Origin of the sequence: Aquiflexum sp. TKW24L (assembly GCF_023502205.1) — a bacterium.
Lineage (GTDB): Bacteria > Bacteroidota > Bacteroidia > Cytophagales > Cyclobacteriaceae > Cognataquiflexum.
This window is the reverse complement of sequence record NZ_JAMFLG010000031.1, coordinates 26,578-53,441: the sequence shown is the minus strand read 5'-3', so window position 1 is coordinate 53,441 and position 26,864 is coordinate 26,578. Positions and strand designations below refer to the sequence as shown.

The following is a 26,864-nucleotide window of genomic DNA, read 5'->3' as shown; positions in this document are numbered from 1 at the left end:
AGGACTTTGGAGTTCTACCGAACTCATGAATTGGCCTTTGGTTGTAAAAACCTAATGACGGATCTGGGATTATGTTATCTCGTCAACTTCCCTGTTTTTGGTGAAAACCCTATTCCTTACTTTACCTTTTTGCTTCCAAAAACTGGCAACATCGCATTTCCATAACTCCTAGCGGCGGTGCAGGGAGATTGGTGGAAGTATGAGAATCAGAGAAGCACCTTGCACGGGGCTATTATTGTTCAGCCCACTTCGGGGCTGTTTGTCGAAGTGGGTTTATGTTGTAAAATCGGGAAAGATTAAAAAAAATCCGAGACCTTAGCAGGACCCGGATTTTGGATTCAAAAAACCAAACAAATTATCTTCTATCCAACAGGCTTTCTCCGGCAGCACCGGCCCCTAGGATTTTTTCCAATTCTGCTTTGAGATTGCCGGAGACTTCAGAATACCCTCTTTCATCCAATAGCGGAATGAAAAACTTCAGCATTTCTATCGAAATCAAGGCTTCTCTGTCATAATCTCGACCTGTCTTTTGGTAGAATTCCAGCATCTGGATTGACTTATGGGATATTTTTTCGACCACATCCAAAGCCAAATCATCCTCGCCAACTTCAAACAACAAAGGTACAGATTGTCCGCTTGCTAAATCATAAGCAACAGCTTCATGTGGCATGACCTTTATGCTATATTTTAACAATTGGGCTGCCCTGTCTACGTCATCTTCATCTAACAACGCAATAGCAATACTGTTTACTGCAGAGCGGTGATTTGAGGTAAATCTTCGGAATTCATCATCGAAATAGTTGTCAGGATTGTCCATTCCCCTAAAGGCAAATTTCTCCATCATATTGGTAAATGCCAAGTCGGTATTCACCAATTCTGTTCTCATACCCTCCGGTTTTCTCACAGGAAGAAGTCTATATGTCATACCCTCCATCACCACATAGTCTTCGATATCAAGTGTGATGGTAGCTAGGGAGGTATTGTTGAAATAAATAGGTCTTTCCCAATTGTTGGTGGTAATCAAGTCGATCAACATCAAATTTCCTTTTGTAAGGTAATTTCCTTTGATCCTGAGGTTAATTTGCTCGGTCATCAGATTCTCCATTGACTCCGGAATCAGACCTTGGTTATAGACATTTTCCAAATCGACATCTAGGATCAGGTTCCTCGAAGGCACCATGTTGTAAGTGTTTTTGCTGCCCGAAGCTGCCAATTTCAAAAGCTCACTGTTGTTGTTGAGGAGTTTGAGGTATTCTGAAGCAGAGATGGCTTGAAGACCCTCTCTTTCCATCACATAAAGGACATCGTTGGTTCCTTTTTTATAATTTTTTGGATCGAGGGAAAAAGGCAATGCGGCAGATTCGTTGACAGGACGGGCCATTTGCTCCACATACCAATCTGTATCGAAGTAGCTCAACACCACCACCCGCACGTCAGTCCTGAAGCCTTCAACCTCCTGCACATACCAAAGTGGGAAAGTGTCATTGTCCCCGCCGGTAAACAAAATCGCATTTGGAGCGCATGACGCCAGGAAGTTTCTTGCTGAGTCAACAGAGAAAAACCTCCCCTGCCTGTTGTGGTCGTCCCAGTTTTGGCCCGCCATCAATGCGGCCACGGGAACAGTCGCAAGCGTGGCGATGATACCTGCTAAGACAAGATTTTTATTCAGTCTTTCAATGTAGTAGGCCAAAGCCATTACTCCAATTCCGATCCATATGGCAAAAGCATAGAAAGAACCGACATAGATATAGTCCCTTTCACGGGGCTCAACAGGCGGCGAATTGAGGTACAAGACCAAAACAACCCCCATCATCAGGAAGAGCATTGCCGAGATAAAGAAAGATTTGGTGTCTTTCTTTGCCTGAAAAACCAAACCGATCAAACCCAAAATCAAGGGCAACATCAGGTAGTTGTTATGGGCTTTATTTTCTTTGATGTAATCAGGATAGATGTCCGAGAAGAAATCTGTGATCCCCATCCAAGGGGCATCAGAAAAATCACTTTCCCGACCGGAGAAATTCCACATAAAGTACCTCCAATACATATGACCCAACTGATGGGTAAACATGAAATAAAGGTTGTCGCTGAAGGTGGGTTTTTGGCCTTCTCTCAATCCCAATTTGGATCGGTAAATCTGCTTGTGCCGATCTTGGGTAGAATAAATTCTTGGTAAAATGGTCGTTCTTGCGGGATCATATTCATTGACAGTAGAATAATCTACAATTTCATACCTGTCTTTTCCCTTCATATATATCGGGGCACCCTCTTTTTGGTTTTCCAATTCGGCATCAAAATACTGTCCGTGGATCAATGGGCGATAACCATATTGCTCTCTTTTCAGATAGGAAACATAACTGATGATGTCCTTTGGCGCATTTTCATTGATGACAGGATCTTGGTTGGCACGGATGACGATAAGTGCATAGGAGCCATAACCGATCAAAATAAATACAAGCGAAACCAAAACGGTATTGAGGATGACTTTCCCTTTATTGATGGCATAGAGAATACCGTATATCAGTGAACCCAAAAACAGAGCAGAGAAGACAACTATTCCCGATCCAAATGGCAATCCAATGCTGTTGACAAAGAAAATCTCCATGGAGCCAGCCAGACTTGGAAGTCCGGGGATGATCAGATTGTTGATGATAATCAATGCGACGCCACCCAAAATCAGGGCAATGATGCCACCTTTGAGGTTTGGATTAGGATATTTTTTGAAATACACCACCAAAGCCAAAGCTGGCAAAGTCACCAAATTCAACAAGTGGACTCCAATCGACAATCCTACCAGGTAGGCTATAAAGATCATCCAACGGTTTTCTTCCCTTTGGTCCTCGATGACATCCCACTTCAGAAATGCCCAGATGACTATTGCAGTAAAGAAGGAGGACATGGCATATACTTCCGCTTCCACGGCAGAGAACCAAAAACTATCCGTAAATGTATAAATGAGTGAACCGACCAATCCGGCCCCCATCAAGGTGATGATTTGGCCTTTGGTTTCTGTTCCTTTTTGGATCTGAAAAAGTTTGCGGCCAAACAAAGTTATGGTCCAAAACAGGAAAAGAACCGTAAAACCTGAGAAAACAGCACTTCCGACATTCATCCAATAGGCTACAGCCAATCCGTCCCCGAATGCAAGGAAACCAAACATCCTATAAATCAACAGGAAAAACGGCGCTCCCGGAGGATGCGGTACCTGTAGTTTATAAGAAACAGCGATGAATTCACCCGGATCCCAAAAACTGGCGGTTTGCTCTACTGTCAATATAAAGACGGTAGTAGAAATAAGAAAAACCAGCCAACCTGTGAGGTTATTGGCCTTTTGATAGTCAAGCATTGTTTTTGAAATAATAGTTTCGGGCGAAAATAATCAATAAATCCTAATCCATCGGGTTTTTAACAGCATTTAAGGATTTGTGATAAAAATTACTGTGTTAAGTATGAGTTCGCTGTAGTTTTGTAAGGAAATAAAAAATAACAATCGTGAACGCACAACATAAAACATTCAGCGAGTTGATATCAGGAAGCAAACCAGTTTTGGTGGATTTTTTCGCAACATGGTGCGGTCCCTGCAAAATGATGCAACCTATCCTAGAAGATACTGCCCGACAGGTGGGCGATAAAGTCAAAATCATCAAAGTGGATGTGGACAAAAATCCATACGCGGCCAATGCGTACCAAGTGAGGGGAGTTCCTACTTTGATTTTGTTCCAAAATGGCAAACCACTTTGGAGGCAATCAGGAGTTGTTCCAGCCAATCAATTGGTCAAAGTGATAGAGGACAATCTGCGTCAGAAAGTCTAATTTCAAAATGTGACAAAAGTCATTTTAAAGAAAACGACAGAATGATAATTTTACATAACATTCAACAGAATAAAATCAGAAAAGCATATGACAATTGAACAAATCTATACCGGATGTTTGGCTCAGGGAGCCTACTATATTGAGTCAGACGGCGAAGCTGCTGTCATTGATCCATTGAGAGAAGTTCAGCCATACATAGAAAAAGCAGAGAGAAGGGGCGATACCATCAAGTATGTGTTCGAAACCCATTTTCACGCTGACTTTGTTTCAGGTCACAAAGATTTATCGATCAAAACAGGTGCTCCGATTGTATTTGGACCTACGGGAATGAAGATGGGTTTTGAAGCCATCGTTGCCACGGATGGTCAGGAATTCCCACTTGGCAAGGCAAAAATCAGGGTAATCCATACTCCTGGACATACCATGGAAAGTACCTGCTTTCTTTTGATCAATGAAGAAGGAAAAGAAGAGGCATTGTTTACAGGTGACACTTTGTTTATCGGAGATGTCGGAAGACCTGACCTTGCCCAGAAAGTCATTGCAGAATTGACCCAAGACAAACTTGCGGCACATCTCTATGATTCATTGAGAGAAAAAATTATGCCTTTGGCTGATGATATCATTGTCTATCCTGCTCACGGTGCGGGAAGTGCCTGTGGCAAAAACATGAGCAAAGAGACAACCGATACCTTGGGAAATCAGAAGAAGACCAATTATGCGCTTCAAGAAATGACCAAAGAGGCATTTATGAAAGAGGTGCTAACCGGTCTTACGCCACCTCCGGCCTATTTCCCTCAAAATGTCATGATGAATATCCAAGGATATGAATCAATAGATACAGTATTGAACAGAGGATTCAATCCACTAAGTCCTGCAGCTTTTGAGGCTGCTGCCAACGAAACAGGCGCGGTAGTTATTGATACAAGAGACGCACAGGTTTTTGCAAAGGGTTTTATCCCCAACTCTATCAACATCGGTATCGATGGAAGTTTTGCGGTTTGGGTAGGAGCATTGGTTCCTGACCTCAAGCAAGAAATCCTGATTGTAGCTGACGAAGGAAGAGAAGAGGAAGTGATTACAAGATTGGCTAGAGTCGGATATGACTTCTGTATTGGATACCTCAAGGGTAGTTATGAAGCTTGGAAAGCTGATGGTAGAGAAATAGATACCATCAAAACTGTGACCACTGACGAGCTATCCCACATTATTGAAAAAGAAGGAGCAAATATCCTTGATGTAAGAAAAAACAGTGAATACCTTAGCGAACATGTGGTTGATGCCGAAAATGCGCCTTTGGATTATATTAATGACAGCATGGCCCAGATCAATGTAGACAAAACCTACTATGTGCATTGTGCAGGAGGATATAGGTCAATGGTGTTTATTTCGATATTGAAAGCTAGAGGATTTGATAACCTAGTGGATATCAAAGGCGGATTTGATGCGATCAAAGATTCTGCTTTGTTCAAAGTCAGTGACTATGTATGTCCTACTACTTTGCTCTAAAAATAATTATAGAAAAGTTGTGTTTTACCCCAAATGGCAAGATTTCGGTCTTGCCATTTTCATTTCGAAACAAACAAAGTGATAATAGTCACTTGATTCGGATATAAATCTGAACAATTTTGGATATTATGCGAGTAGTGAGTTTGATGCTGTTTTTGGGGTTATTTACCTCTGCTGTAGCGCAGCAAAATCACGGAGATTCACTTTCGAGCCATGAAATATCCGGCAGGAAATTGGGACATGATCTTGAAAAAGGAAAATTTGATTTCCACGTAAGGTCATTTCTGATGTCGACCCATAACAGGGGGGACTTGCTTGATTATTCAGCGCTGGGTGTTGGTGCGGGATTGGGTTACCTCAGTCCTGAATTTAAAGGATTCCAGGTTGGGTTCAGCGGCTTTTTTGTTTTTCAGTTGTTTGAAAACAATCTTGCCGTTGCAGATCCGACCACTGGTGCAGGCAATCGGTATGAAATCCTGCTGTTTGACATGCATGACCCGGAAAATACAACCGATCTTGATAGGCTGGAAGAATTATTCCTTTCATATAGGAGAGGGAATTTTAAGACTGCCTTGGGGAGACAAAGAATCAACTCACCTTTTCTCAATGAGCAGGACAATAGAATGAGGCCTAATATATTTGGTGGACTTACGGTCAACTATCAAAAGTCAAAATGGGAAACCACCGTCTCATGGATAAGTTCAGTGACCATAAGGGGGACTGTGGACTGGTTTAGCATGGAAGAATCTTTTGGGGTGTATCCTTTTGGGAGAAACCCATTTGGAGAGCCCTCCAATTATTCCCATAACATTTCTTCAAAAGGAATGGGAATGCTTGGACTGAAGTATCGAAACGAAGGTTTTTCTGCTCAAGGATGGAATTATTTTGCAGAAAACGTCTTTAATATGAGTTTTTTGCAAGGAGATTATGTTCTTGATCTTGGACATGCTTCGGTTGACTTGGGAGGTCAGGGTTTCTTTCAGACGGCAGTCAATGACGGAGGAAATTCAGAAATAGAAAAAACCTATATGCTACCGGATGAAAAGTCATTTGGATTTGGTGCTAAAATCGGACTGAACTCCGGGAGACATCATATTTCTGCAAATTTTCTCGGGATCAACGATAGAGGCAGGTTTCTCTTTCCACGAGAATGGGGCAGGGAAAACTTCTACGCAAGTATGTCCCGGGAGCGGTATGAAGGAAGCGGTGATATGGATGCCTTGGTCTTCAAATATTCCTATGACACTCCAGTCAAAGGTTTGAATGCCCAGCTTGGGGCTGGTAAAGTCAATCATGGTGGATTGGATTCATTCAAAACAAACAAATACGGAATCCCCTCCTATTATCACTTTACAGGTCTATTGGACTACAGATTCAGCGATTACCTCGAAGGATTGGACATCCAGTTTATGGTAGCCCAAAAAACTGCCCAAAACCAAGCTGAAGTGCCGGATAGATTCCGGATCAACAGAGTGGATATGTGGAATTTGAATTTTATTATTGATTATAGATTTTAAAACTAAACAAATAAACAAATAAAATGGAACAATTTATTGAATGGATCAAGCAGCCTTGGCCATGGTGGATAGCAGGTCCGATGATCGGGCTTATCGTCCCTACCTTGTTGATCGTCGGTGGAAAAGCCTTCGGGATATCTTCTTCTCTAAGGCACGTCTGCGCCATGTGTGTGCCGGCCAATATTCCTTTCTTTACTTATGATTGGAAAAAGGAATTGTGGAACATCGCTTTTGTAATAGGTGTCACCATCGGGGGCTTTATTGGCCATTATTTACTGGCCAATCCGGAAATGATAGAAGTTGCCGAGTCCACACAGCGCGATTTGGCTGCCCTTGGGATCACAGATTATAGGAGCATCATGCCTCACGAGATTTTCAATTGGGAGAATTTATTTACCGCAAAAGGTTTGTTGTTCTTCGTCATCGGCGGATTCTTGGTTGGATTTGGTACCAGATATGCAGGCGGATGTACTTCAGGACACGCTATTATGGGCATCAGTTCCTTGCAGTGGCCGTCGGTCGTCGCCACGATCTTCTTCATGGCAGGAGGATTCTTGATGACACAGGTATTTCTTGGTCCTTTGATGAAATTAGTAGGCTTTTAATCTTTAGAAAAAATGGGAACAGCAGTAAAAAAAGGAGAAAAGCCGAATGCCGGAATAACTCCAAACAAAGAGCAAAAAGGTGAAAGTCCATTAGAATTATTGATGTACCTGATCATCGGGGTGGGTTTTGGTATTATTTTTATTAAAGCCGAAATTGTTTCCTGGTTTAGAATTCAGGAGATGTTCAGGTTACAGTCCTTCTTTATGTATGGGGTAATCGGTTCGGCCGTTGTGGTGGGTGCACTTTCAATTCAGATCATCAAATGGTTCAATATCAAAACCATCAAAGGGGATAAAATCATCATCCTAGATAAAGAATTCCGCAAAGGACAGATGATCGGAGGCTTTATCTTCGGATTGGGTTGGGCACTGACAGGTGCATGTCCGGGTCCTTTGTTTGCGCAGATTGGCAGTGGATTTACAGTAATCTTGGTGACTTTGATCAGTGCAGTAGCCGGAACATGGGTTTATGGAAGGTTTTCAGATAAATTACCAAATTAAAAATATCCTAAAACTTTACTGGTATAGTATTTGAAGACCAAAAAGGTATAAATTGAACTTAAACACTGAGCCGCTTCCGATAGGGAGTGGCTCTTTTTATTGCCCTTCAAAAACCCTCTTGATGATAAACCGGATCATCAAAATTATCGCAATGATGATTGATCCTACAATAATGAATTCCATGTTGTTTCTTTTTTTGATAACTTAAAGAGAACTCTGATGGTTTGGATATTGAGTAGATTATTTCCCTAAAACCCAAATTAATCTTCCCAAAGTCCGTTACTTTGCATCCAAGAACCTAACCCTATTGAGATTCATGACTTTGCTTCAAAAAAAGAGGATTGCCCTCGGAAGTTTATTTTTTATGGCTGGACTTTGTTTTTCATCTTGGGCCGCGAGGATTCCGGATATTCAGGTAAAGTTTCAATTGTCTGAATCCCAATTGGGAAGCTTACTTTTGGGCTTACCGGTAGGTTCATTGATTGCTTTGCCTCTAGCAGGCTGGGCAGTTCATCATTTTGGTAGCAGGATAGTCATCTTGTTTAGTGTAACAGGGTACATGACGTTTCTGCCTTTGATCGGATTTAGTCAATCATTGTGGATGTTGGTACCTGTGGTGGTAGTTTTTGGAATGATTGGAAACATGATGAATATCTCCCTAAATACACAAGCATTGGCTTTGGAAGATACGTATGGACGGAGCATACTGGCTTCATTTCATGGATTGTGGAGCTTGGCGGGATTTACTGGAGCAGGTATCGGGGCTGCTATGATTTATTTGGAGGTTTTACCAAATGTCCATTATTTGATCATCTCCTCGATTGTATTGGTGGTGATTTTTTTGTCCCAAGGATATTTGGTGGGAGAAAAGAACCGCTCCTCAGAAGGTGGAGGATTGGTCCTCAAAAAACCAGATGACTTGCTTTTAAGGATTGGGGGAATTGCTTTTCTTGGGATGCTGTGCGAAGGTTGCATGTTTGATTGGAGCGGAGTTTATTTCAAAAAAGTGGTAGAAATCGAACCTGGATTGGTGGCCTTAGGCTATGTTTCTTTTATGGGGGCAATGGCATCCGGAAGATTCATTTCCGATAGGATGAACAACAAGTTTGGGCGCGTGCTGATTCTGAGAATGAGTGGTATTTTAATTTTCAGTGGTTTGATGCTTTCAGTGTTATTTCCTGTGCCGGTTTTTGCGACTATTGGATTTTTATTAGTGGGTTTTGGAGTTGCTGCGATCATTCCTATATCTTACAGCATTGCAGGTAGGTCAAAATTATATACACCCGGTGTGGCCTTGGCCTTGGTATCCACCATTTCTTTTTTCGGGTTTTTGATTGGACCTCCTATGATTGGGTTTATCGCAGACCTGTTGAGTTTGAAAGCTTCTTTTGCCTTGGTAGCGGTTGCGGGTCTCGGAATTGCGGTTTTGAGTTCTATCAGGCTGCAAGTATTTGAATCTGTGGATGTGGTCATTAGCCAATAAATAGTATATGCCAACAAACAAACCATTTCAATTTCAAAAATCATTTGAGGTCCTGTCTTTTCAGATTGATCCGTTTGGAAAATTGAGGTTGTCGGCTCTTGGTGACCTGATGCAAGAGGTAGCTTGGAAGCACGCCGACAGCAGGGATTTTGGCAAAACTTTATTTGACAGGGGATATATGTGGGTGTTGTCGAGGATGCAAATCAAAATTTATAAGATGCCTTCTTGGGGTGATCAAATTGTTGTCAAAACTGCAGGCAGGGGGATTAACAAGATTTTTGCCTTGAGGGAGTTTTTGGTGGAAGATTCTAAAGGAGATGTGATTGCGGAATCCATGTCCGCTTGGCTATTGCTTGATGTCCATTCCAAAAGGCCCCAAAGACCAAATCATGTCTTGCCTTCGGAATTGTTTTCTGAAAATGCAGGTCAGGATCTTTTACCGGAAAAAATTGAAATGCCACCTGATTTGGAATTGAGAGCCCAACTTACCGTGATGCCATTTGACCTGGATATGAATAATCATGTCAACAATGTCAGTTATATCCGATGGGTGGAGGATTTTTGTATTTCTAAAGGAATTGCCATTTCGGAATTATTGATCAATTATCTTTCTGAGGCAAAGCTTCACGACCTCATCAACCTATCCTCTGCCAAGCAAAACCAAGAGTTTTTAATTTCTGGCACAAGTCATCAAAAGCCTGTTTTTTTGGTATTAGTAAAATAAATCGCCGGTAAATCATCGATTGTGATGTATATCACAGCTTTATGGTGCAAAATCTTAGCTATTTTGTAATTGATATATTTATCATCTTATGAAAGATTCTTTCCAGCCCATACTAAAGATGTTGACCATGATGGTTGGGCTATTGGTGAGCGTAGCCCTACTTACAACTGTATTGATAGGGGTAATAGTGTTGGTATTCAGTGGCGGAAACTTACCCCCTTTAAATCAACCCAATCCAACTGAAATACAGTCAGTAGCCGCTGCTGTGGTGGATACTTACAGAGGGGTAATTCCAAAAGAAGGAATTTGGATGGCTCCGGATTGGAGTTCGGTCGATCAGGAACCCAATGCAGGGGATATCAAATATGGCAAAGAACTTATCGCCAATACCTCGGCTTACCTTGGGCCAAACGGCAAAGTCAAGAAAATTTCCAATGGGATGAATTGTCAAAATTGCCACCTCAATGCCGGAACTGCTCCCTTGGGAAATAACTATAGCGCTGTAGCTTCTACCTATCCAAAAATCCGAGCACGATCCGGTCAGATGGAAAATGTGGAGAAAAGAATCAATGACTGTTTTGAAAGGAGTCTAAATGGTAAATCCCTAGCTGACAACAGCAAGGAAATGGTGGCCATGGTGGCTTACATGACTTGGCTTGGAAAAGATGTTCCAAAAGATGAATCTCCAAAAGGTTCAGGAATATATGAAGTACCCTTTTTGGATAGAGCGGCAGATCCGATAAAAGGCAAATCTGTCTATGCCCAGCAATGTCAAAGCTGTCACATGGAAGATGGACAAGGCATGTCCAAACCTGATAAATCAGGCCACATTTATCCGCCACTTTGGGGAGATGATAGCTACAACGATGGTGCGGGCTTATTTAGGATGTCACGGTTTGCAGGCTATGTAAAGACCAACATGCCTCTCGGAGCAACTTTCGAGAGACCTTTACTGACCGATGAGCAAGCTTGGGATGTGGCGGCTTATATCAATTCACTTCCAAGACCCAAAAAAGACATCACAAAAGACTGGCCTGACATTTCCAAAAAGCCGATTGACCATCCCTTTGGTCCATTCTCTGATGATTTTACAGAAGAGCAACACAAGTTCGGTCCATTCAAACCCATCAAGGAAGCTAGAGCAAGTTTGACGAAATGAGAGCATTCATACTTTTCGTTTTTCTATCCACATTTAGTTTTTACAGCTTAGCCCAAGATCAGGATTCCATCAAAACCAAATCCGCATCTCTTATTCAAGGGACAATAGGTTTGCGTTCTTTTTGGATGTCGACGAGCTACTGGCAGGAATTCAAGGATGACCATGCGTTGGGTCAAAGTGCGTTTATCCAACTGAAGACAAAAGATTACAAAGGTTTTTCCTTGCTCGGGAGATATACCGTTTTTGGCAATATCACGAGTTCAAACCTGACGGGGCGAGATCCTGTAACCGGTAATTTCAACAGGTATGAAGTAGGTCTGTTTGATGTCAATGACCCTTCAGATAAGTTTTTTGGAAAGTTGGAAGAACTTCAGCTCCGCTATAATTCCAAAAAGTTTTCTGCGACCGTTGGAAGAATGAGTATCAATATGCCATTTATCAATCCCCAAGACGGTAGATTATCCCCGACATTTGTGGAGGGATTTAGTGTGAATTATAGACCTGATTCGAAAAACCAGTTTTCAGCGGATTTTATCGGAAGGATAAGTCCGAGGTCAACTTCAGGATGGTATAATGTGGGAGAATCTATCGGGGTTTATCCTGAAGGCCAGAGTGTCTTGGGAAAGCCCTCGGGCTACACAGGAAATACGAACAGTGACTTTGTGACCATATTGGACTGGAAGCATAAAGTGACCAAGGACATGCTGGTCCAAGTCAACCATACCTATGTCGACAATATTTCCTCCACGATTCTTACGCAAGCCAACAATGATTGGGAATTGGAAGGCACTTCCAACAAGCTGATAACCGGCCTGCAGTTAATTCTCCAGCACGGGCTTGGAGAAGGTGGGAATCCCGATCCCTTGAAGCAATACAAAAATCCCGATGACCTGAATTTTGTATTCAGTGGAAGGATAGGGTTGAAGAATCCGAAGATGATCTGGTGGGCAAATTATACCCGCATAGATGGGAAAGGAAGGTTTCTCAGTCCGAGAGAATGGGGTAGGGATCCGTTTTTCACCTTTATCCCAAGAGAAAGGAATGAAGGATTCAATCAGGTGGATGCACTGACGACATATTATCAGCGCAATTTTCTTAAATCCGGATTCCAGGTGTATGGCTATGCAGGGCTTCATTTTCTTCCTGAACCATCAAGAGTTGAAATCAATAAATATGCCTTTCCTTCTTATGCCCAACTTAATTTCGGGGGAAAATATGCACCTTCCGATTGGGGGAAGGGACTGGATTTTCACCTGATACTGATGAGTAAAATCAACATGCTATCCGGAGAAATGAAGCCGCAATGGATATACAATAAGGTAAATATGGTGCACGTCAATTTTATAGTAAACTACACGATCCAATGGAAGTAAGTGAAAAAGTCGATTTAGCACAGTTTGAAGCTTTGTTGAATACCAAGCCTGCATTGATCGTATATTTCTATCAGGAAAAGTGTGAGGTTTGTACCAGTCTCTTTCCCAAAGTGAAAGAAATGGTCAAGGGGGAATTTCCTGAAATGGAATTAATCGTCCTAGAAGCGCAGCAACACAGGGAATTAGCAGCGCAGTTGCGGATGATGGCTGTCCCGGGAATCTTGGTTTATTTTGATGGGAAAGAATTTTTTAGAGCAAATGGATTGGTTGCCATTGGGGAGTTAAAAACAAAAATTTCGAGGTATTACGATCTGATGTTTGGTTGAGTAGATGCCGATGCTCAGGATAAAAAGTTTTAAAATATCCCAGACTTTCTTCTACATCTGGATAAATTAGCCTTGGCGTGTGACTTGGTTTACTTTTTTTATCACTTGGTTGGAATTGCGGGATTTAGGGTTTTATCTCAGGTGATTTTTTTGCATATTTAAATGTATGAAACAGCTATAGTTGTTTGGTTACCCATCTTTCTTTCTCTTTAAAGTTACCTTTTAAAACAGGGATCGATTACTTTTTGGTTTCGGTCCCAGCATAAGTTGTCATGGCTATCATCCTCTTTTTTCTCGCAATATTTTTGCCTTCCACCGAGGCAATTGAATTCAAAGACGCTTCCTCAAATGAAATTTTTGAATTCGAAGTTTATCAGCCAAGGTCTGTTCTCTTTTTCAAGTTTGTGGAGGAAAAAATAGGATATATACCTTCACAAGGAAAAGTTGAGATCACTTGGTCAATTAGTGGAAATCCGCTCATCAGCCATTTTGAAGTAGAACGTGCAGATGATAAAAATCTAGCCTTCAAAACCATCGGAAATTTACCCCTACAAAATTGGGATGATGAAATGGCCAACTACCGGTTTGAAGATTACTTGTTGCCGATGGCAGGAAGACGGATATATTACCGGATCAAACAAATAGGTTCAAATGGTGATTTCCAATACGGCAGAACATTATCGGCGGAAGTACTGCCCACGGTGGGGAAGAATGAGGAAGTCTGGCGTACTTTCCCTAATCCTGTCAAAAACGGTAATTTTCAAGTAAACCTTATAGACAATTCAAAATATCATGGTGAGGAAATATCGGTTCGGGTGATTCAATCAGGTAATGTTTTATTGTCTATAAACTGTACTGATGTGAATAAGCTGAATGATTTTTTGGCAAATAGTTTCCATAATATTTCTACAGGACTAATTTTGGTAGAATTGAGATGGGGCTACCAAACACAATTTTTGAAAGTTTGGAATCTCCGTTAAACAGGTCTGTGTAATAGAATGATTGACATTAACTCAATCTATGAGCTTGTTTTGTTGGAGCAAGCCCAATCAAACATTCCTGCCGGTGGAATTTGCGGTCGATTGTAATAGATTATTAAAACTGAATCAGGTTTTTGATTTGTTTCAAAGAGCCTCTTCGCAGCGGAATGGTATATTCCCCAATGTGGATTTCCTTGGCATTGAAAGAGGAAACTTCTTTGAAATTGATGGTAAAAGACTTGTGAACGCGGACGAAAACATCTGTGGGAAGATCTTGGATCATGTCTTTGAGGATGTTTCGTGCCACATAGGATTTTGTCTTGGTCTGGATTTTGGTATAAAGTCCATCTGCTTTGAAAAATAGAATTTCATCAAACTGAAGAGGAATGGTGTTGCCTTTATCTCTGACGATGAAGACACTCTTTTTGCTATTGGGATTTGACTTTTCTGGCTGGTTTTTTAGTGCAAGGTAGGCTGCAGACTGAAGTTCCTGAAGTGTAAAAGGTTTGAGGATATATCCTTCATAATCCGTAGTCGCGATTTTGTCCAGGATCGATTTATCCGAAAATGCCGTCAGATAGACCACAGGAACATTCTTTATTTCCTTGATTTTTCGGCACAACTCCACCCCATCGACAGCTCCTTTGATCTGAATATCCATAAAAATCAAGTCTACATGATGGTGGGTCAAAAACTCAACCACCTCTATCCCATTGTCCAATATCCCCGCCACTTCATATCCGATAAACTCCAGGATATCTTTGATATTTAAGGCCAATTCTGGTTCGTCTTCTACAATCAATATCTTTTCCATGGCCACCAATATATTATTCCAAAACCTCTGTTTTAGGAAATCTAAACGAAAAGCATTTTTATGTTAATTAAGTGAATCGAAATTAAAATATATTGAATTTTATTTACATCCTCACAATCATCTGGAATATGAATCGAAGTGCAAACATCCTTGGAGCCATAGGAGAATCTTACCATATATTGCAGTCCAATTCAAATTTGAGAGACGCTATCCCGTATATTCTTTATTTTTTGGGCAGTTCGTCGGAGGTGGATAGAATTTACATTTTCAAAAACCATTTTGCAGAAGATGGGGAATTGTTGTTTTCCTACAAGTTTGAATGGTGTGCAGAGGGAGTTTCTCCCCAGATAGATTCAGAATTTCTCCAAAATGCCCCATGGTCCATCTATCCCGAAATCGTGGCCCGACTCAGCCAAAACGAGGTAATCAATGAACTGGTAAAGGAAACTGTCAACAAGGATTTTTATGAAACGATGAGCGAGCAAGGGATTTTATCCTATTTGTTTGTCCCGATTTTTTCAGGCGATTTTTTTTGGGGATTTATCGGATTCGACAATTGTAAATCTGAAGAATTGTTTACCACCGAACAAGCGTCAGCCTTACATGCCTTTGCCTCCACTTTGGGCAATACCATCTTGGTCCGAAGACAACAAAAAAGATTGCTAAAAAGCCAAAAGCACTATCGATTTTTAGTAAACAACATCAATGACGTGGTGTTTAAGTATGATTTGAATGGAAATCTTCATTTTCTCAACAGCACTTGGGAAAGAATCACCGGATTTTCTATAACCGACTCGATAGGCAAATCATTTTTTGATTTTGTGGAAGCACCTTGCTTGGGAGCTTTGGAAAGCAAAATGGAACACATCATTTCAAAAAAAATAACAAGGTTTGAGAAAGAACTTGAATTAAAAACAGCAAAAAGGCATTCCATTTGGGTCAAAATGGATGGCATATTGATGTTGGACAAGAAAGGAAATGCCTCAGGGATATTCGGTACCCTGATCGATATTGACAAAGAAAAAAGGGGACTTGAGGCATTAAAAGTAAGTGACCAAAGAAATCAGGCCATCATCAATACTGTAAAAGACGCCTTGTATACTTTTGATGCAGCTACCGGAGAATGTATTTTTCTTTCAGACAACATATCTCTTCTCGGGTTTCAAAAATCCCAATTTTGCGAGGACAAGGATTTTAGGAGAAAAGCTACCCATCCCAACGACAGGCCATTGCTCGAAAAAGCAGATGCCAAACTTTTTGAATTGGGATCGTTGGATATGACCTATCGTGTCGTCAATAATCAGGGCGAACTCAAATGGGTGCAGGAAAAATCCTGGATGGAAAAAGACACCAACGGCAATAACCTGAGAATTCACGGAAGATTCACCGACGTGACTGAGCTCAAGACAAAAGAAATCAACCTTCAGAAAAGTGAAGAAAGATTCAGGACAATTACAGAGAATATCCCCTTCCCACTCATTATCTGTTCTATCCAAAATGGAGATATTTATTACCTGAATAAGGATTTCAGGGAAATTTTAGGTGTCAGTGTAAGCGAGGGGATTTTTAACCTGACCCTTGATCAAATTTTTGCTTTGCAAAATCAAGATGTGCCATTGTCGGAATATTTTATTCAGCAAGACGACGTCAAAAACCTTGAAGTGAAGCTTCAGGTCAAGGGAAATCAGCAGGAGTTATGGTACAGCCTTTCTTCTCACCGGATTCCCTTTATGGGGGAGGAGGCTTTGGTAGTGGTGCTTTTTGATATCAGCGACAGAAAAAAAGCTGAAGAAAAGGCATACAAGTTGAATGAATTGTTAAAGGCAGTCAACGAAACCCAGATCAGCTTTTTCCTTCAGGAGGATTTTATTTCTCCTTTGGAAACTTTGCTGGAAAAAATGCTCAATCTCACAGAAAGTAAATTTGGTTTTATCGGGGAAGTGCTCTTTGATGAGCAGAACCAGCCCTATCTCAAATCCCACACATTGACAAATATTGCGTGGTCTGAAGAGACACATCAGTACTATAACCAAAATTACAGAACCGGGTTGGAGTTCAGAAACCTTGACACCCTCTTTGGAGAATCACTGAGGACGGGCAACATCGTGATTGCCAACGAGGCCTATGCTGACGCAAGAGCAGGAGGGACACCAAACGGACATCCAAGGATGGATAAATATCTTGGGATTCCGGTGTACAAAGGAGAGGAATTTGTTGGATTGATGGGCCTTGCCAACAAATCCCAAGACTATTCGATGTCAGATGTGGAATTTCTGGAACCTTTGGTTTCCAGTTATGCAAACTTGATCCAGGCCATCAGGATCAACAGGCGAAAGAAAGAATCAGACAGGATGAGAAAGCAGGCAGATGAAATGTACCGGCTGCTCTCTGAAAATACGGGTGATATCATCGCCCTCCATGACACAGAAATGGTTTTTCAGTATATCTCTCCTTCTATAGAAAAAGTGTTGGGTTATACCCCTGCAGAGTTGGTTGGGAAATCACCTGCAGTGGCATTTAATGTTCCTGATGTCAAAAACCAAATCGAAAACCAATCCAAAGTGGTCCTACCGCACAAGCATAAGACCAACGGGTCCACGGTGTTTCTTGAGGTTTTGCTCAAGCCTTTAAGGGACGAAGAGGGAAATACTTTTTCCATTCTTGCTACTTCCCGAGATGTGACCGAAAGGGAGTTAGGCATCAAGGAATTGAAAAAAGCCATTTTGAAAGAAAAGGAATTGAACCAATTGAAGTCAAGGTTTATATCTATGACTTCGCACGAGTTTCGCACACCCTTATCCACCATACTGAGCAGTACGGACCTTCTACTGATGATGTCTGAAAAAGAAGATGTGCAGATTTCAAAAGAACAGCTTGAAACCCATCTAAACCGCATCCTGAATCAAATCAAGAGATTGAACAATGTGATCAATGATGTTTTGATCTTGGAAAAAAACGAACAGGGGAAAGTAAAATCTGTTTCCCAGCCGCTGTACATCATTGGATTTATTTCTTCTTTGATTTCGGAATTCAACGACCAAAAAACCCAAGCAAACAAGATAAAGCTACACTTTCCGGAAAAGGAAAAATTGATTTATTCCGATCCTGTTTGGCTTACCCATGTTTTCAAGAACATTATCGAAAATGCCCTAAAATATTCCTTTCCGGAGAATCAAGCGCCTGAACTTACCCTGATATATAGGCCCAAAAGCTTTGAGATTACCGTCAGAGATTATGGTGTTGGAATTCCCAAAGAGGATCAAAAGTATATTTTCGATTCCTTTTTCAGATCCAAAAACGTTGCCAACATCAAAGGGACGGGCCTTGGCCTGAGTATAGTCAATGAATTTGTCAAAAAGTTGGGTGGTAAAATGAACTTCAAAAGTGAGCTCAGTGAAGGATCAGAATTTACCGTCAAGCTACCCTACAAAGCGTAGGTGTTTTCGACCACCTTGCCACTAACAAGCAAAAGTCAAGCACTTTGGCATTGCTGATGTCCTTGGGAAGTACGAGGCTGAAAATGGAATCAGCTTTAGCACTGTAGTCCTTCTCAAAATCAGAGGAAATGGCTAAAATAGGAACTTTACTTCCCAGATAGCTATCTTTGATTCTTTTTGCCATGTCTCTGCCTGATATTCCCGGCAGGTCGGTTTCTGTAACTATAATATCAAAATAGGTTGAGCCAATTGTGTAATACTTCAAAATCCCATCCCGTCCATTTTCTGCCTCTATGACAGTATGGCCACTTTCTGTAAAAAATTTGGATAACTCATTTCTTATGGATGAGTCGGAATCAACAAGAAGTATATTCATTATAAATAATTTTATCTCAAGCTACTGCCTTGTCTGTCAATTGGTACCTTGTTGATATTTTTTGTAAATAAAATGACTTTATAAAAGGGGATTTTTGCCTTGATTTGAGCGAGGCAAATTCTCTAGAACCCCATTTACCCTCTATCAAAAAGCTGATTTCGCCGATTCGATTGATGGAGAATTGCTTTTTGGAACCAACGGAATGATTAGAACGGCCAATGCAGGAACTTTGGTCACTATCAACGTCAAAATTACCAATACAGGAGGAAGTTTTACTAGTCCCGCGGCAGCCCAAAATTGTCTTTGGGCCCAATTCGGAATATCACCATGCTTTAAATGGGTCAAGAATTGCACTAAATCCTGCTGCGGTTTACCTGAACTTCAGTTCGGCAAACCCAACTTTAGAAGTTCAGCAGGAATTGACTGGCAACAAAGGTTGGAGAATGATGGGTTCTCCGGTCGGTACCACCTATGAGGATATCCTTACCAATGTGGAAAGTCAGGGATTCCCCGGATCCAATAACCCCGCTTTTCAACCCAACATATTGTGGTCTGATGAGACGGACAAAGGTACAAGTCTCCAATCCTGGAGAAAGCCTGCTCAGATTTCTGACGCAGTGCCTTCGGGAAGAGGACATTACCTGTATGTATTCAATGGCGCCGAAAAACCATCCGGCGGTGGAAACTACTCCGATGTATTGCCACTTACGATGGCTGCCACCGGAACTGAACCGAACCTTGCCAACGGAATATTTGATTTTGGTGTCACTTTCACAGCGAGGGATACCAATCTGGTGGCAGATGCAGGCGAACTCACTGAAGTCAATATAGCAGACGCGGGTTTTAATTTGATTGCTAATCCGACTGCGAGTATGATCGATTTCTTTTCCCCGACAGGTTGGGTTAAAACGAATATCGACAATACGATCTATGTATGGGATCCGGCGACCAATTCATTTCTGACGCACAATGGGATGCTAGGTACTTTGGAAAATGGCCGTTTGGCTGCTTATCAGGCATTTTGGGTAAAAACCAACAACGAAAACCCCAGCCTTCAGTTGACGGACAATGGCGTAAAAACCGACATCACCAAGGGTTTCTTCGGTAGAAAATTAGAAGAAAAGCCATTTGCTATCCAACTCGGGGTAACGGGTGAAGAAATGCAGGCCGAATCATTTATCAGCTTTGGCAGAGATGGAAAAGAATCCATTGACCCAAAAGATGCTTTCCAATTGGAATCCTTGGGTAACGATTGGCTTTTCCTCTATACCTATGGGTCTATCCGTACCGGAATTCCTTTGGTTATCAACAACCTTCCATTGATCGGGGAGCAAGAGATGGTCATACCCCTGCATTTGGCAGCATCCATAGATGTTCTGATGGATCATCTGAATTAAAAAGCCATCAACATTAGGGAGCAAACAGCCTATTCGTTCGATTTTCAAGCCCCCGAACTCCCTGCAAAAAAAGCCAGGTTGTACTCCAGTGAATTTGAATTGCCAAAAGCAATAATATTTCAATCACCCTTTAAAACTGGATAAACAAATGCGAAAATCAACTCTAAATCCCCTAGCAGAACTTTTAAGATATCGGTGGTGCATTTGAGGACGACAAAATTGAATACCTACCGGATTTTCCGAAGCTATTTCCATCATGTCCAAATCCATTCAGAGACTCGGCCAAAATCGGATTTTTCTTACCTGAGCCTTACTAAACAGAAATTCTTATTTATGACCTTATGGGCCAACCCGTGGGTGGATTACATTAGAGTATCAGACATAAATGCATGAAAAGTCACCTCCGAACCTGGAATCTTGGAGTTTGAGATCAAGGCCCTGGCAGATGGGGATTACCTGGAGAATTTGAATTTTAAGCTGAGGTATAAGAAGGAGTGAAGTAGATGGGTTGCTGATTCGTGCTTTAGTTTTGTCAAAGAATTTGTCAGATGACCGATGACCGATGTGTCGCTCTTTCAAATGTTTTTTTCTTGGTTCAAATGGAATTAACAAAACAAAAAAACCATCCCGCTCCAGGCAGGGATGGTTTTTATTGTGTTATTCCGAAATAATGAAAAAGTAGAAAATCCGAATAAGCTTAGTACAACTTAATGTGATCTATAACATCCTACATCGGTCATCGGTCATTATTTTATTTATTCCTTTCAACACTCACCTGATCCAAACCTCTTTTCTTCAAAAGTGCATCGATCTTTGGTTCAGCACCACGGAAGTTGACATACATTTTCATCGGTTCGTCTGTTCCGCCTCTTTCAAGGATTTCTTTTCTGAAGGCTAATGCTTTTTCGGGGTTGAAGAGTTCTGTTTCCTTGAATGCCTGGAAAGCATCTGTATCCAGTACGCCCGACCAGATATAGCTGTAATAGCCTGAAGAATAACCTCCTGCAAAAATATGCTGGAAGTAGGTGCTTCGATATCTTGGGATGATTTCACCCATCAGGCCGATTTTTTCCAAAGATGCTTTTTCAAAATCATTGGCACTTCCTACAATTTCCTTTTCTTGTGTATGGTAGTCCAAATCCAAAAGCGAGGCAGCCAAATATTCCGTTGTGGCAAATCCTTGTCCGAAAGTACCTGAGTTTTTGAGTTTTTCGATCAGTTCATCAGGGATGGGTTCGCCTGTTTTGTAGTGGATGGCATATTGCTTCAGGACTGTTGGTTCGGTTGCCCAGTTTTCCATAATCTGTGAAGGCAGCTCGACGAAATCTCTAGGGACGGAAGTTCCTGCAAGGCTTCTGTACTGCACATTGGATAGCAAACCATGGAGTGCATGGCCAAACTCATGGAAGAATGTTGTCACCTCATTGAAGGTCAACAATGCCGGAGCGTCTCCGGTTGGCTTGGAGAAATTGCAGACAATCGAAATGACCGGCGCTTTTCTGACGCCATCGATGGTTTGCTGAGGACGGTATGATGTCATCCAAGCACCGCCTCTTTTGGAAGCTCTTGGATGGAAATCCATGTATAAAACACCCACGTGGGTGCCGTCTGCTTCTTTTACTTCATAGGCTTTGGCATCAGAATGGTAGGTTGGGATGTCTTTGATTTCTTCAAATGTCAATCCAAACAGGTTTTTGACAACCATAAAGACACCTGCCTGCACCTTGTCCAAAGCGAAATATGGTTTTACTTCCTGTTCGTCAAGGTTGAATTTCTGCTGACGGAGTTTCTCTTCGTAATATCTCCAGTCCCAAGGCTCAATGTTGAAATCTTTTCCATCTGCTACAACGATCGTCTGCATTTCATCTTTTTCTTGATTGGCTTTTGCCAAAGCGGGAGTCCAAAGTTGGTTCAATAGGTTGTAAACCTGTTCTGAAGTTTTGGCCATCGATTCTTCCAAGACATAATCAGCATGGCTTTTATAACCGAGCAACTGAGCTTTTTCTCTTCTCAGGTTAGCCATTTCCACTACGATAGCTTTGTTGTCTTTGTCATTGTCATGGTTGGCGCGGCTTTGGTAAGCTTCCCAGATCTGCTTCCTCAATTCCCTATTATCGGCATATTGAAGGAAAGGCATGATGCTTGGATTCTGAAGGGTAAAGAGGTATTTATCTTCTTCGCCCGCAGCTTCAGCATCTTGGAATGCTGCATCTTTCAATCCCTGAGGGAGTCCTGCAAGGTCGGCTTCAGTATCGATATACATTTTGAAGGCATTTGTTTCTGCCAAAAGGTTTTGGCCGAAAGTCAAACTCCATACAGAGAGTTTGGAATTGATATTTCTCAGTTTCTCCTTGTCGGCTTCATTGAGATTGGCACCGTTTCGGACAAAGGATTTGTAGGTTTTTTCCAGCAGTTTTTGTTGCTCTGCAGTCAAATCCAGATTGTCTTTCTTTTCCCAAATGCTGTTAACCCTTGCGAAGAGTTTTTCATTAAGGCTGATGTTGTCAGAATGTTTTGAAGTTTCAGGAGCCAATTCTTTGGCTGTTGCCTGAAGCGTATCGTTGGTGTGTGCCGAATTGAAATTGGAGAATACCGTAGAGACTTTGGCTAGCAATTCTCCGGACTTTTCCATTGCTTCGATTGTATTGGCAAAAGTCGGGTCCTCAGGATTATTGACGATGGCATCTATTTCTGCCTGCTGCTGCTTGATTCCTTCCAAAATAGCCGGTGAAAAATGCTCGTTTTCGATTTTGTCAAAAGGAGGAACTTCAAAAGGCGTGTCATACGCTTCAAAGAATGGATTCATATTTTCTGATTTTTCTTCTTTGGCACCGCAGGCATAGAGCAAAGCTCCGGAGGCTGCAATTGCAATAATTGTTTTTTTCATAGGAACATACATTTGGGTTTGCCTGCAAATATATGGAAAAAATGAGGAGGGGCGAATGGGGATAGACTACTGTTGACTTTCGTCTGTCCAAAGTAGCCTTATTCAGCTTTTGCGGTTAGTGATTTTAGATTTAAACTTTCATTTTTCAACCAAAATATTTTCAATGGAGTTAAAATGGTGGTTTAGTCAGAGGTTATCGATGATAATGACTATTTCATTAAAAATCATTGATTCGGATTTTTAATATGTAAGGGTTTTCATACTTATCAAAATCTTGATATATGCGATTAATATATTGATTGATTTTTAAGAATTCGGAGAGTGATGGATTTCCATTCAGTTTATCAATTTCCGATTTAATTGAATAAGGGTCTATGGAGAAATATAAGAATTGGCTATCACTTCCAATCGGAGTATAGGCTAGATAGGAACTCAAACCTGAAAAATCGCTTCCAAATTCGGTCGACCAACCTTTTGCTATCCTCACCTCATTTGTATTTCTGTCTACAATTGCAGTATAGAACTTAGAACCCTGAATAACGAAAAGGAAAAAATGGTTATCAGTTGGTTGTATTGAAAAAACTGAAGCATAATCATTGGCAGCTGCTTGATTTCTAAAATCCATTATGTTTTCAAATGAACGATCAAAGAACTCACTAGGAGTTTGAAACTTTCCGAAATCAATAATGTATTTTACATTTAATCCCTGTTCGCTAAGTGTGTAAAGTGTATCATTATCGGAATAAAAAAACTCAATTTCTCCATCATTAGCATAAAAAGTGTCATTGTTTAGTACACTTAAAAAACTTCTTTCATTTCCAATTTTGCTGAACCCTCTCTTTTTTTCACCAGTTTTTCCAGAGACCAAAACCGTGCGATCTCCATCTCCATTAAAAAAAACTCCACCATAAATAAAATAATCATCTCCTTTGGGTATAAACGAAGTGGCTAAGTACAGATAAGGATTTTTCCATTCATTTTGAAATTCTCCTTTAGAATTGAATCTCAATAATTTGCCACTGTTTTTATCTAACACCTCTATAAAATTGGATTCGTCATTCCATCGAATGTCATCAACAGACTGAAATTCTCCGGGACCATCTCCCAATCTAGAAATCGAATCTAACATTTTACCACTCGCATCAAGAAGAAAAATTTTATTTGAAGAAAGCAACCAATAATTGTTTTCTCTAGATAGGATTCTTTTGATTTGTTTTATTGAAATATTTTCCGATTCTACAATAGAGATCATTTCCTCTATTGTAAAGATCGATTCAAATCTTTCGGGATTTGCATCTTCAAGATTCAATAATATAGATTTTGGTTCGATTGTATCTTTTTTGTCGGGCGAAGAACAATTAACAAATAAAAAAGAGACTATAATAACCAGTAAAATATAGAGACATTTTTTCATAGAGAGAGTAATCTAAAGAGGGGTTTCCCCCTCTTTGTTAATTTTGATAAGTTCTAGATTTCTAACAAGGTATTCCTGTACATGAGTCCAAGTAGTTCGTACTTTCTACACAACAAAAGGTATTAGGACCTATTTGTGACATTTTGTAATACTTTGGTTTATCCGGGTCTACCGATGCTTGGGCACTTGATTTCAAGGGTGCTAGGAACCCAAGGCTTAGAACGATTGCTCCTGTTCCTAAAATTAATTTTTTAAAGATTTCAATGATTTTGTTTAACATAAACCTTTGCGCAAAAGTGATCAGTCAATCGACTAACTAGTTTTATTACTTCATTGATTTACTTAAAGTTTACCTCATTTTATAAATGGAATTTTTTTTGCAATTGGCTGAAATATCATTTAAAAGGTTAGTGGCGCAAGCGTCTCCTTAGGTAGATTTTTTCAGTCTAACCTTTTGAAAAGGTGGAATAACAATTTGTCTTGGAACCAATATCTCTTTTAAATGGGTTTACTATTTTTGAATAATAGTCTAATTTTGAAAATTCAAAAGGAATAGTCAATCGTAAATTATATAAAGTGTCAAAAAGAACCATCAAAGTAGGCATGGTGCAAACATCTTGTTCCAGTGACCTCTCAGACAATATGGCCAAAGCCATTGCGGGAATCCGTGAAGCTGCCGCCAAAGGTGCGCAGATCGTTTGCTTGCAGGAGCTTTTCGGTTCCCTGTATTTCTGCGATGTGGAGGACCATGACAATTTCAAATTGGCTGAGTCGATTCCCGGCCCCGCTACAACAACTTTTTCTGCATTGGCCAAAGAACTCGGAGTAGTCATCGTGGCTTCCCTTTTTGAAAAACGAGCAGAGGGATTGTACCACAATACAACCGCGGTATTGGATTCCGATGGGTCTTATTTGGGAAAATACCGCAAAATGCACATTCCTGACGATCCGGGATATTATGAGAAGTTCTATTTCACTCCAGGAGATATGGGATACAAAGTCTTCAAAACCAAAGTCGGAACGATAGGTGTATTGATCTGTTGGGACCAATGGTATCCTGAGGCAGCAAGAATCACTTCCCTGATGGGAGCAGAAATCCTGTTTTATCCAACTGCGATCGGTTGGCACAGGGAGGCGACAAAAGAAACCAACGACGAACAATACCAAGCTTGGCAGACCATACAGCGCTCCCATGCCGTAGCAAATGGGGTTCCGGTAGTCTCTGTCAATAGGGTAGGAACAGAAGGGAATCAGCAATTTTGGGGAGGATCTTTTGCGACCAATGCTTTTGGAAGGGTTTTGTACCAAGCTGATCATGTAGCTGAAGAAATCCATGTTCAGGAACTCGACATGGAAAATTCCGATCGCTACCGAACCCATTGGCCTTTTTTGAGAGACAGACGCATAGATTCTTATTCCCCGATCCTTAAGAGATTTATTGATGAAGACTAATTACAGTTCTAAAAATATTTTGGAAATGGCACAATCCGGGAAAATGACTCCAGCTGAACTGGGGTATTATTTCCCTGCTGAATTTGCGCCGCATCAGGCGACTTGGCTGAGTTGGCCGCATAAAGAAGAATCGTGGCCAGGAAAAATTCATACCATTTTCCCAGCCTATGCGGAGTTTATCAAATATTTGGCTTTGGGGGAAGAAGTCCATATCAATGTCAAAGATGAGGCGATGAGGGCATTTGCTTTGGGACATTTGCAGGTTGCAGGTGTGGATCTTGGCAAGGTTTTCTTCCACTTTTTCCCTACCAACGATGCTTGGTGCAGAGATCATGGTCCTGCTTTTTTGATCAACCCTGAGGCAGATCAAAAGAAGATCTTGGTCAAATGGAATTACAATGCTTGGGGAGATAAATACCCTCCCTATGACTTAGACAATCAGATTCCGATCAAAATCGCTGAATTTAGGAATGTTCCCTGCTTCCAACCAGGCATTGTCATGGAAGGCGGATCTGTCGAGTTTAACGGAAAAGGCACTTTGCTGACTTCAGAAGCTTGTTTGCTGAACCCAAACAGAAATCCGAGCTTATCCAAAAAGCAGATTGAAGAATATCTCAGAGGATATTATGGCGTAGAAAATATCTTATGGTTGAAAGATGGCATAATCGGAGATGATACCGATGGACACATCGATGACCTGACCCGTTTTGTCAATGAAGACACTGTCGTGACAGTCGTCGAGCAAAATAAATCAGATGAGAATTACGCGCCTTTGAAAGAAAATCTGGAATTGCTTCATGAACTAAGATTGGAAGATGGCAAGCAGCTGAATATCATTGAGCTTCCCATGCCTTCTGCAAAATACTATGAAGATCAAAGGCTACCGGCTTCTTATGCCAATTTCTATATTGCCAACCACGCAGTGATTGTCCCAACTTTTCAGGACAAGAATGATGAGAAAGCCTTGGAGATTCTGACTTCCTGTTTTCCGGAAAGGAAAGTCATTGGAGTCAATTCCTTGGATCTGATCTGGGGTTTGGGCTCATTCCATTGCCTCAGTCAGCAAGAACCTTTGATATAAAGTCAAATACAAACCAACAAAA

The 26,864-nt window shown here is 41.1% G+C and carries 20 protein-coding genes; 15 read left to right on the top strand and 5 right to left on the bottom strand.

What is annotated here, in order from left to right:
• Window positions 1–355: 355 nt before the first annotated feature.
• On the bottom strand, window positions 356–3,343 hold the full coding sequence (locus M3O96_RS17160; protein ID WP_249722566.1) for a glycosyltransferase family 117 protein: 2,988 nt from the start codon (window positions 3,341–3,343) through the stop codon (window positions 356–358).
• Window positions 3,344–3,489: 146 nt separating this feature from the next.
• Between M3O96_RS17160 and trxA the strand changes: the two genes are divergently transcribed.
• The 11 genes from trxA (at window position 3,490) to M3O96_RS17105 (ending at window position 13,984) form a co-directional block, all read left to right on the top strand.
• Window positions 3,490–3,810: a thioredoxin gene (trxA, locus tag M3O96_RS17155; RefSeq protein ID WP_249722564.1), complete on the top strand. Its 321-nt coding sequence runs from the start codon at window positions 3,490–3,492 to the stop codon at window positions 3,808–3,810.
• Window positions 3,811–3,897: 87 nt separating this feature from the next.
• Complete coding sequence (locus tag M3O96_RS17150; RefSeq protein WP_249722563.1) at window positions 3,898–5,316, top strand: MBL fold metallo-hydrolase; 1,419 nt, start codon at window positions 3,898–3,900, stop codon at window positions 5,314–5,316.
• A 128-nt stretch (window positions 5,317–5,444) separates the two neighbouring features.
• Window positions 5,445–6,833 carry a hypothetical protein gene (locus M3O96_RS17145; protein ID WP_249722562.1) on the top strand — a complete coding sequence of 463 codons (1,389 nt, stop codon included), beginning with the start codon at window positions 5,445–5,447 and terminating at the stop codon, window positions 6,831–6,833.
• Window positions 6,834–6,856: 23 nt separating this feature from the next.
• Window positions 6,857–7,438 (top strand): YeeE/YedE family protein, encoded by a 582-nt coding sequence (locus M3O96_RS17140; RefSeq protein WP_249722561.1) that lies wholly within the window; start codon window positions 6,857–6,859, stop codon window positions 7,436–7,438.
• A 102-nt stretch (window positions 7,439–7,540) separates the two neighbouring features.
• The gene (locus tag M3O96_RS17135) at window positions 7,541–7,939 is read left to right on the top strand and encodes a DUF6691 family protein (protein ID WP_249722569.1); all 399 of its coding nucleotides are present in this window, start codon (window positions 7,541–7,543) and stop codon (window positions 7,937–7,939) included.
• Window positions 7,940–8,255: 316 nt separating this feature from the next.
• Window positions 8,256–9,422 carry an MFS transporter gene (locus tag M3O96_RS17130; protein ID WP_249722560.1) on the top strand — a complete coding sequence of 389 codons (1,167 nt, stop codon included), beginning with the start codon at window positions 8,256–8,258 and terminating at the stop codon, window positions 9,420–9,422.
• 7 nt (window positions 9,423–9,429) lie between these two features.
• The gene (locus M3O96_RS17125; protein ID WP_249722559.1) at window positions 9,430–10,146 is read left to right on the top strand and encodes an acyl-[acyl-carrier-protein] thioesterase; all 717 of its coding nucleotides are present in this window, start codon (window positions 9,430–9,432) and stop codon (window positions 10,144–10,146) included.
• A gap of 88 nt (window positions 10,147–10,234) precedes the next feature.
• Entirely contained in the window at window positions 10,235–11,305 is a 1,071-nt protein-coding gene (locus M3O96_RS17120) for a c-type cytochrome (RefSeq protein WP_249722558.1), read from the top strand.
• A complete protein-coding gene (locus M3O96_RS17115) occupies window positions 11,302–12,678 on the top strand; it encodes a hypothetical protein (protein WP_249722557.1) in 1,377 nt (458 codons plus the stop codon). The genes M3O96_RS17120 and M3O96_RS17115 overlap by 4 nt, the downstream gene beginning before the upstream one ends.
• Entirely contained in the window at window positions 12,669–13,004 is a 336-nt protein-coding gene (locus tag M3O96_RS17110) for a thioredoxin family protein (protein ID WP_249722556.1), read from the top strand. Before M3O96_RS17115 ends, M3O96_RS17110 begins: the two co-directional genes overlap by 10 nt.
• Window positions 13,005–13,276: 272 nt before the next feature.
• The gene (locus M3O96_RS17105) at window positions 13,277–13,984 is read left to right on the top strand and encodes a hypothetical protein (RefSeq protein WP_249722555.1); all 708 of its coding nucleotides are present in this window, start codon (window positions 13,277–13,279) and stop codon (window positions 13,982–13,984) included.
• Between the two features lie 115 nt (window positions 13,985–14,099).
• Here M3O96_RS17105 and M3O96_RS17100 read toward each other — a convergent pair whose 3' ends face one another.
• Window positions 14,100–14,798, bottom strand: coding sequence for a LytR/AlgR family response regulator transcription factor (locus tag M3O96_RS17100; RefSeq protein WP_249722554.1), 699 nt, complete (start codon window positions 14,796–14,798; stop codon window positions 14,100–14,102).
• 128 nt (window positions 14,799–14,926) lie between these two features.
• Here M3O96_RS17100 and M3O96_RS17095 point away from each other — a divergent pair, with 128 nt between their 5' ends.
• Window positions 14,927–18,235 carry a PAS domain S-box protein gene (locus tag M3O96_RS17095; RefSeq protein WP_249722552.1) on the top strand — a complete coding sequence of 1,103 codons (3,309 nt, stop codon included), beginning with the start codon at window positions 14,927–14,929 and terminating at the stop codon, window positions 18,233–18,235.
• Here the strand turns inward: M3O96_RS17095 and M3O96_RS17090 are convergent.
• Window positions 18,213–18,611, bottom strand: a complete 399-nt coding sequence (locus M3O96_RS17090) for a response regulator (RefSeq protein WP_249722551.1) — start codon at window positions 18,609–18,611, stop codon at window positions 18,213–18,215. The two genes, M3O96_RS17095 and M3O96_RS17090, sit on opposite strands and share 23 nt — an antisense overlap.
• 218 nt (window positions 18,612–18,829) lie before the next feature.
• Here M3O96_RS17090 and M3O96_RS17085 point away from each other — a divergent pair, with 218 nt between their 5' ends.
• Entirely contained in the window at window positions 18,830–20,008 is a 1,179-nt protein-coding gene (locus tag M3O96_RS17085) for a hypothetical protein (RefSeq protein ID WP_249722550.1), read from the top strand.
• Between the two features lie 751 nt (window positions 20,009–20,759).
• Here the strand turns inward: M3O96_RS17085 and M3O96_RS17080 are convergent.
• Window positions 20,760–22,895, bottom strand: a complete 2,136-nt coding sequence (locus M3O96_RS17080; protein WP_249722549.1) for a M3 family metallopeptidase — start codon at window positions 22,893–22,895, stop codon at window positions 20,760–20,762.
• 217 nt (window positions 22,896–23,112) lie between these two features.
• Window positions 23,113–24,309, bottom strand: coding sequence for a DUF4934 domain-containing protein (locus M3O96_RS17075; RefSeq protein WP_283774025.1), 1,197 nt, complete (start codon window positions 24,307–24,309; stop codon window positions 23,113–23,115).
• A gap of 603 nt (window positions 24,310–24,912) precedes the next feature.
• On the opposite strand from M3O96_RS17075, the gene M3O96_RS17070 reads away from it, so the two are divergent.
• Together M3O96_RS17070 and M3O96_RS17065 are read left to right on the top strand one after the other, a co-directional pair.
• Window positions 24,913–25,761 (top strand): carbon-nitrogen hydrolase, encoded by an 849-nt coding sequence (locus M3O96_RS17070; protein WP_249722568.1) that lies wholly within the window; start codon window positions 24,913–24,915, stop codon window positions 25,759–25,761.
• Window positions 25,751–26,842 (top strand): agmatine deiminase family protein, encoded by a 1,092-nt coding sequence (locus M3O96_RS17065; RefSeq protein WP_249722547.1) that lies wholly within the window; start codon window positions 25,751–25,753, stop codon window positions 26,840–26,842. The genes M3O96_RS17070 and M3O96_RS17065 overlap by 11 nt, the downstream gene beginning before the upstream one ends.
• Window positions 26,843–26,864: the final 22 nt, after the last annotated feature.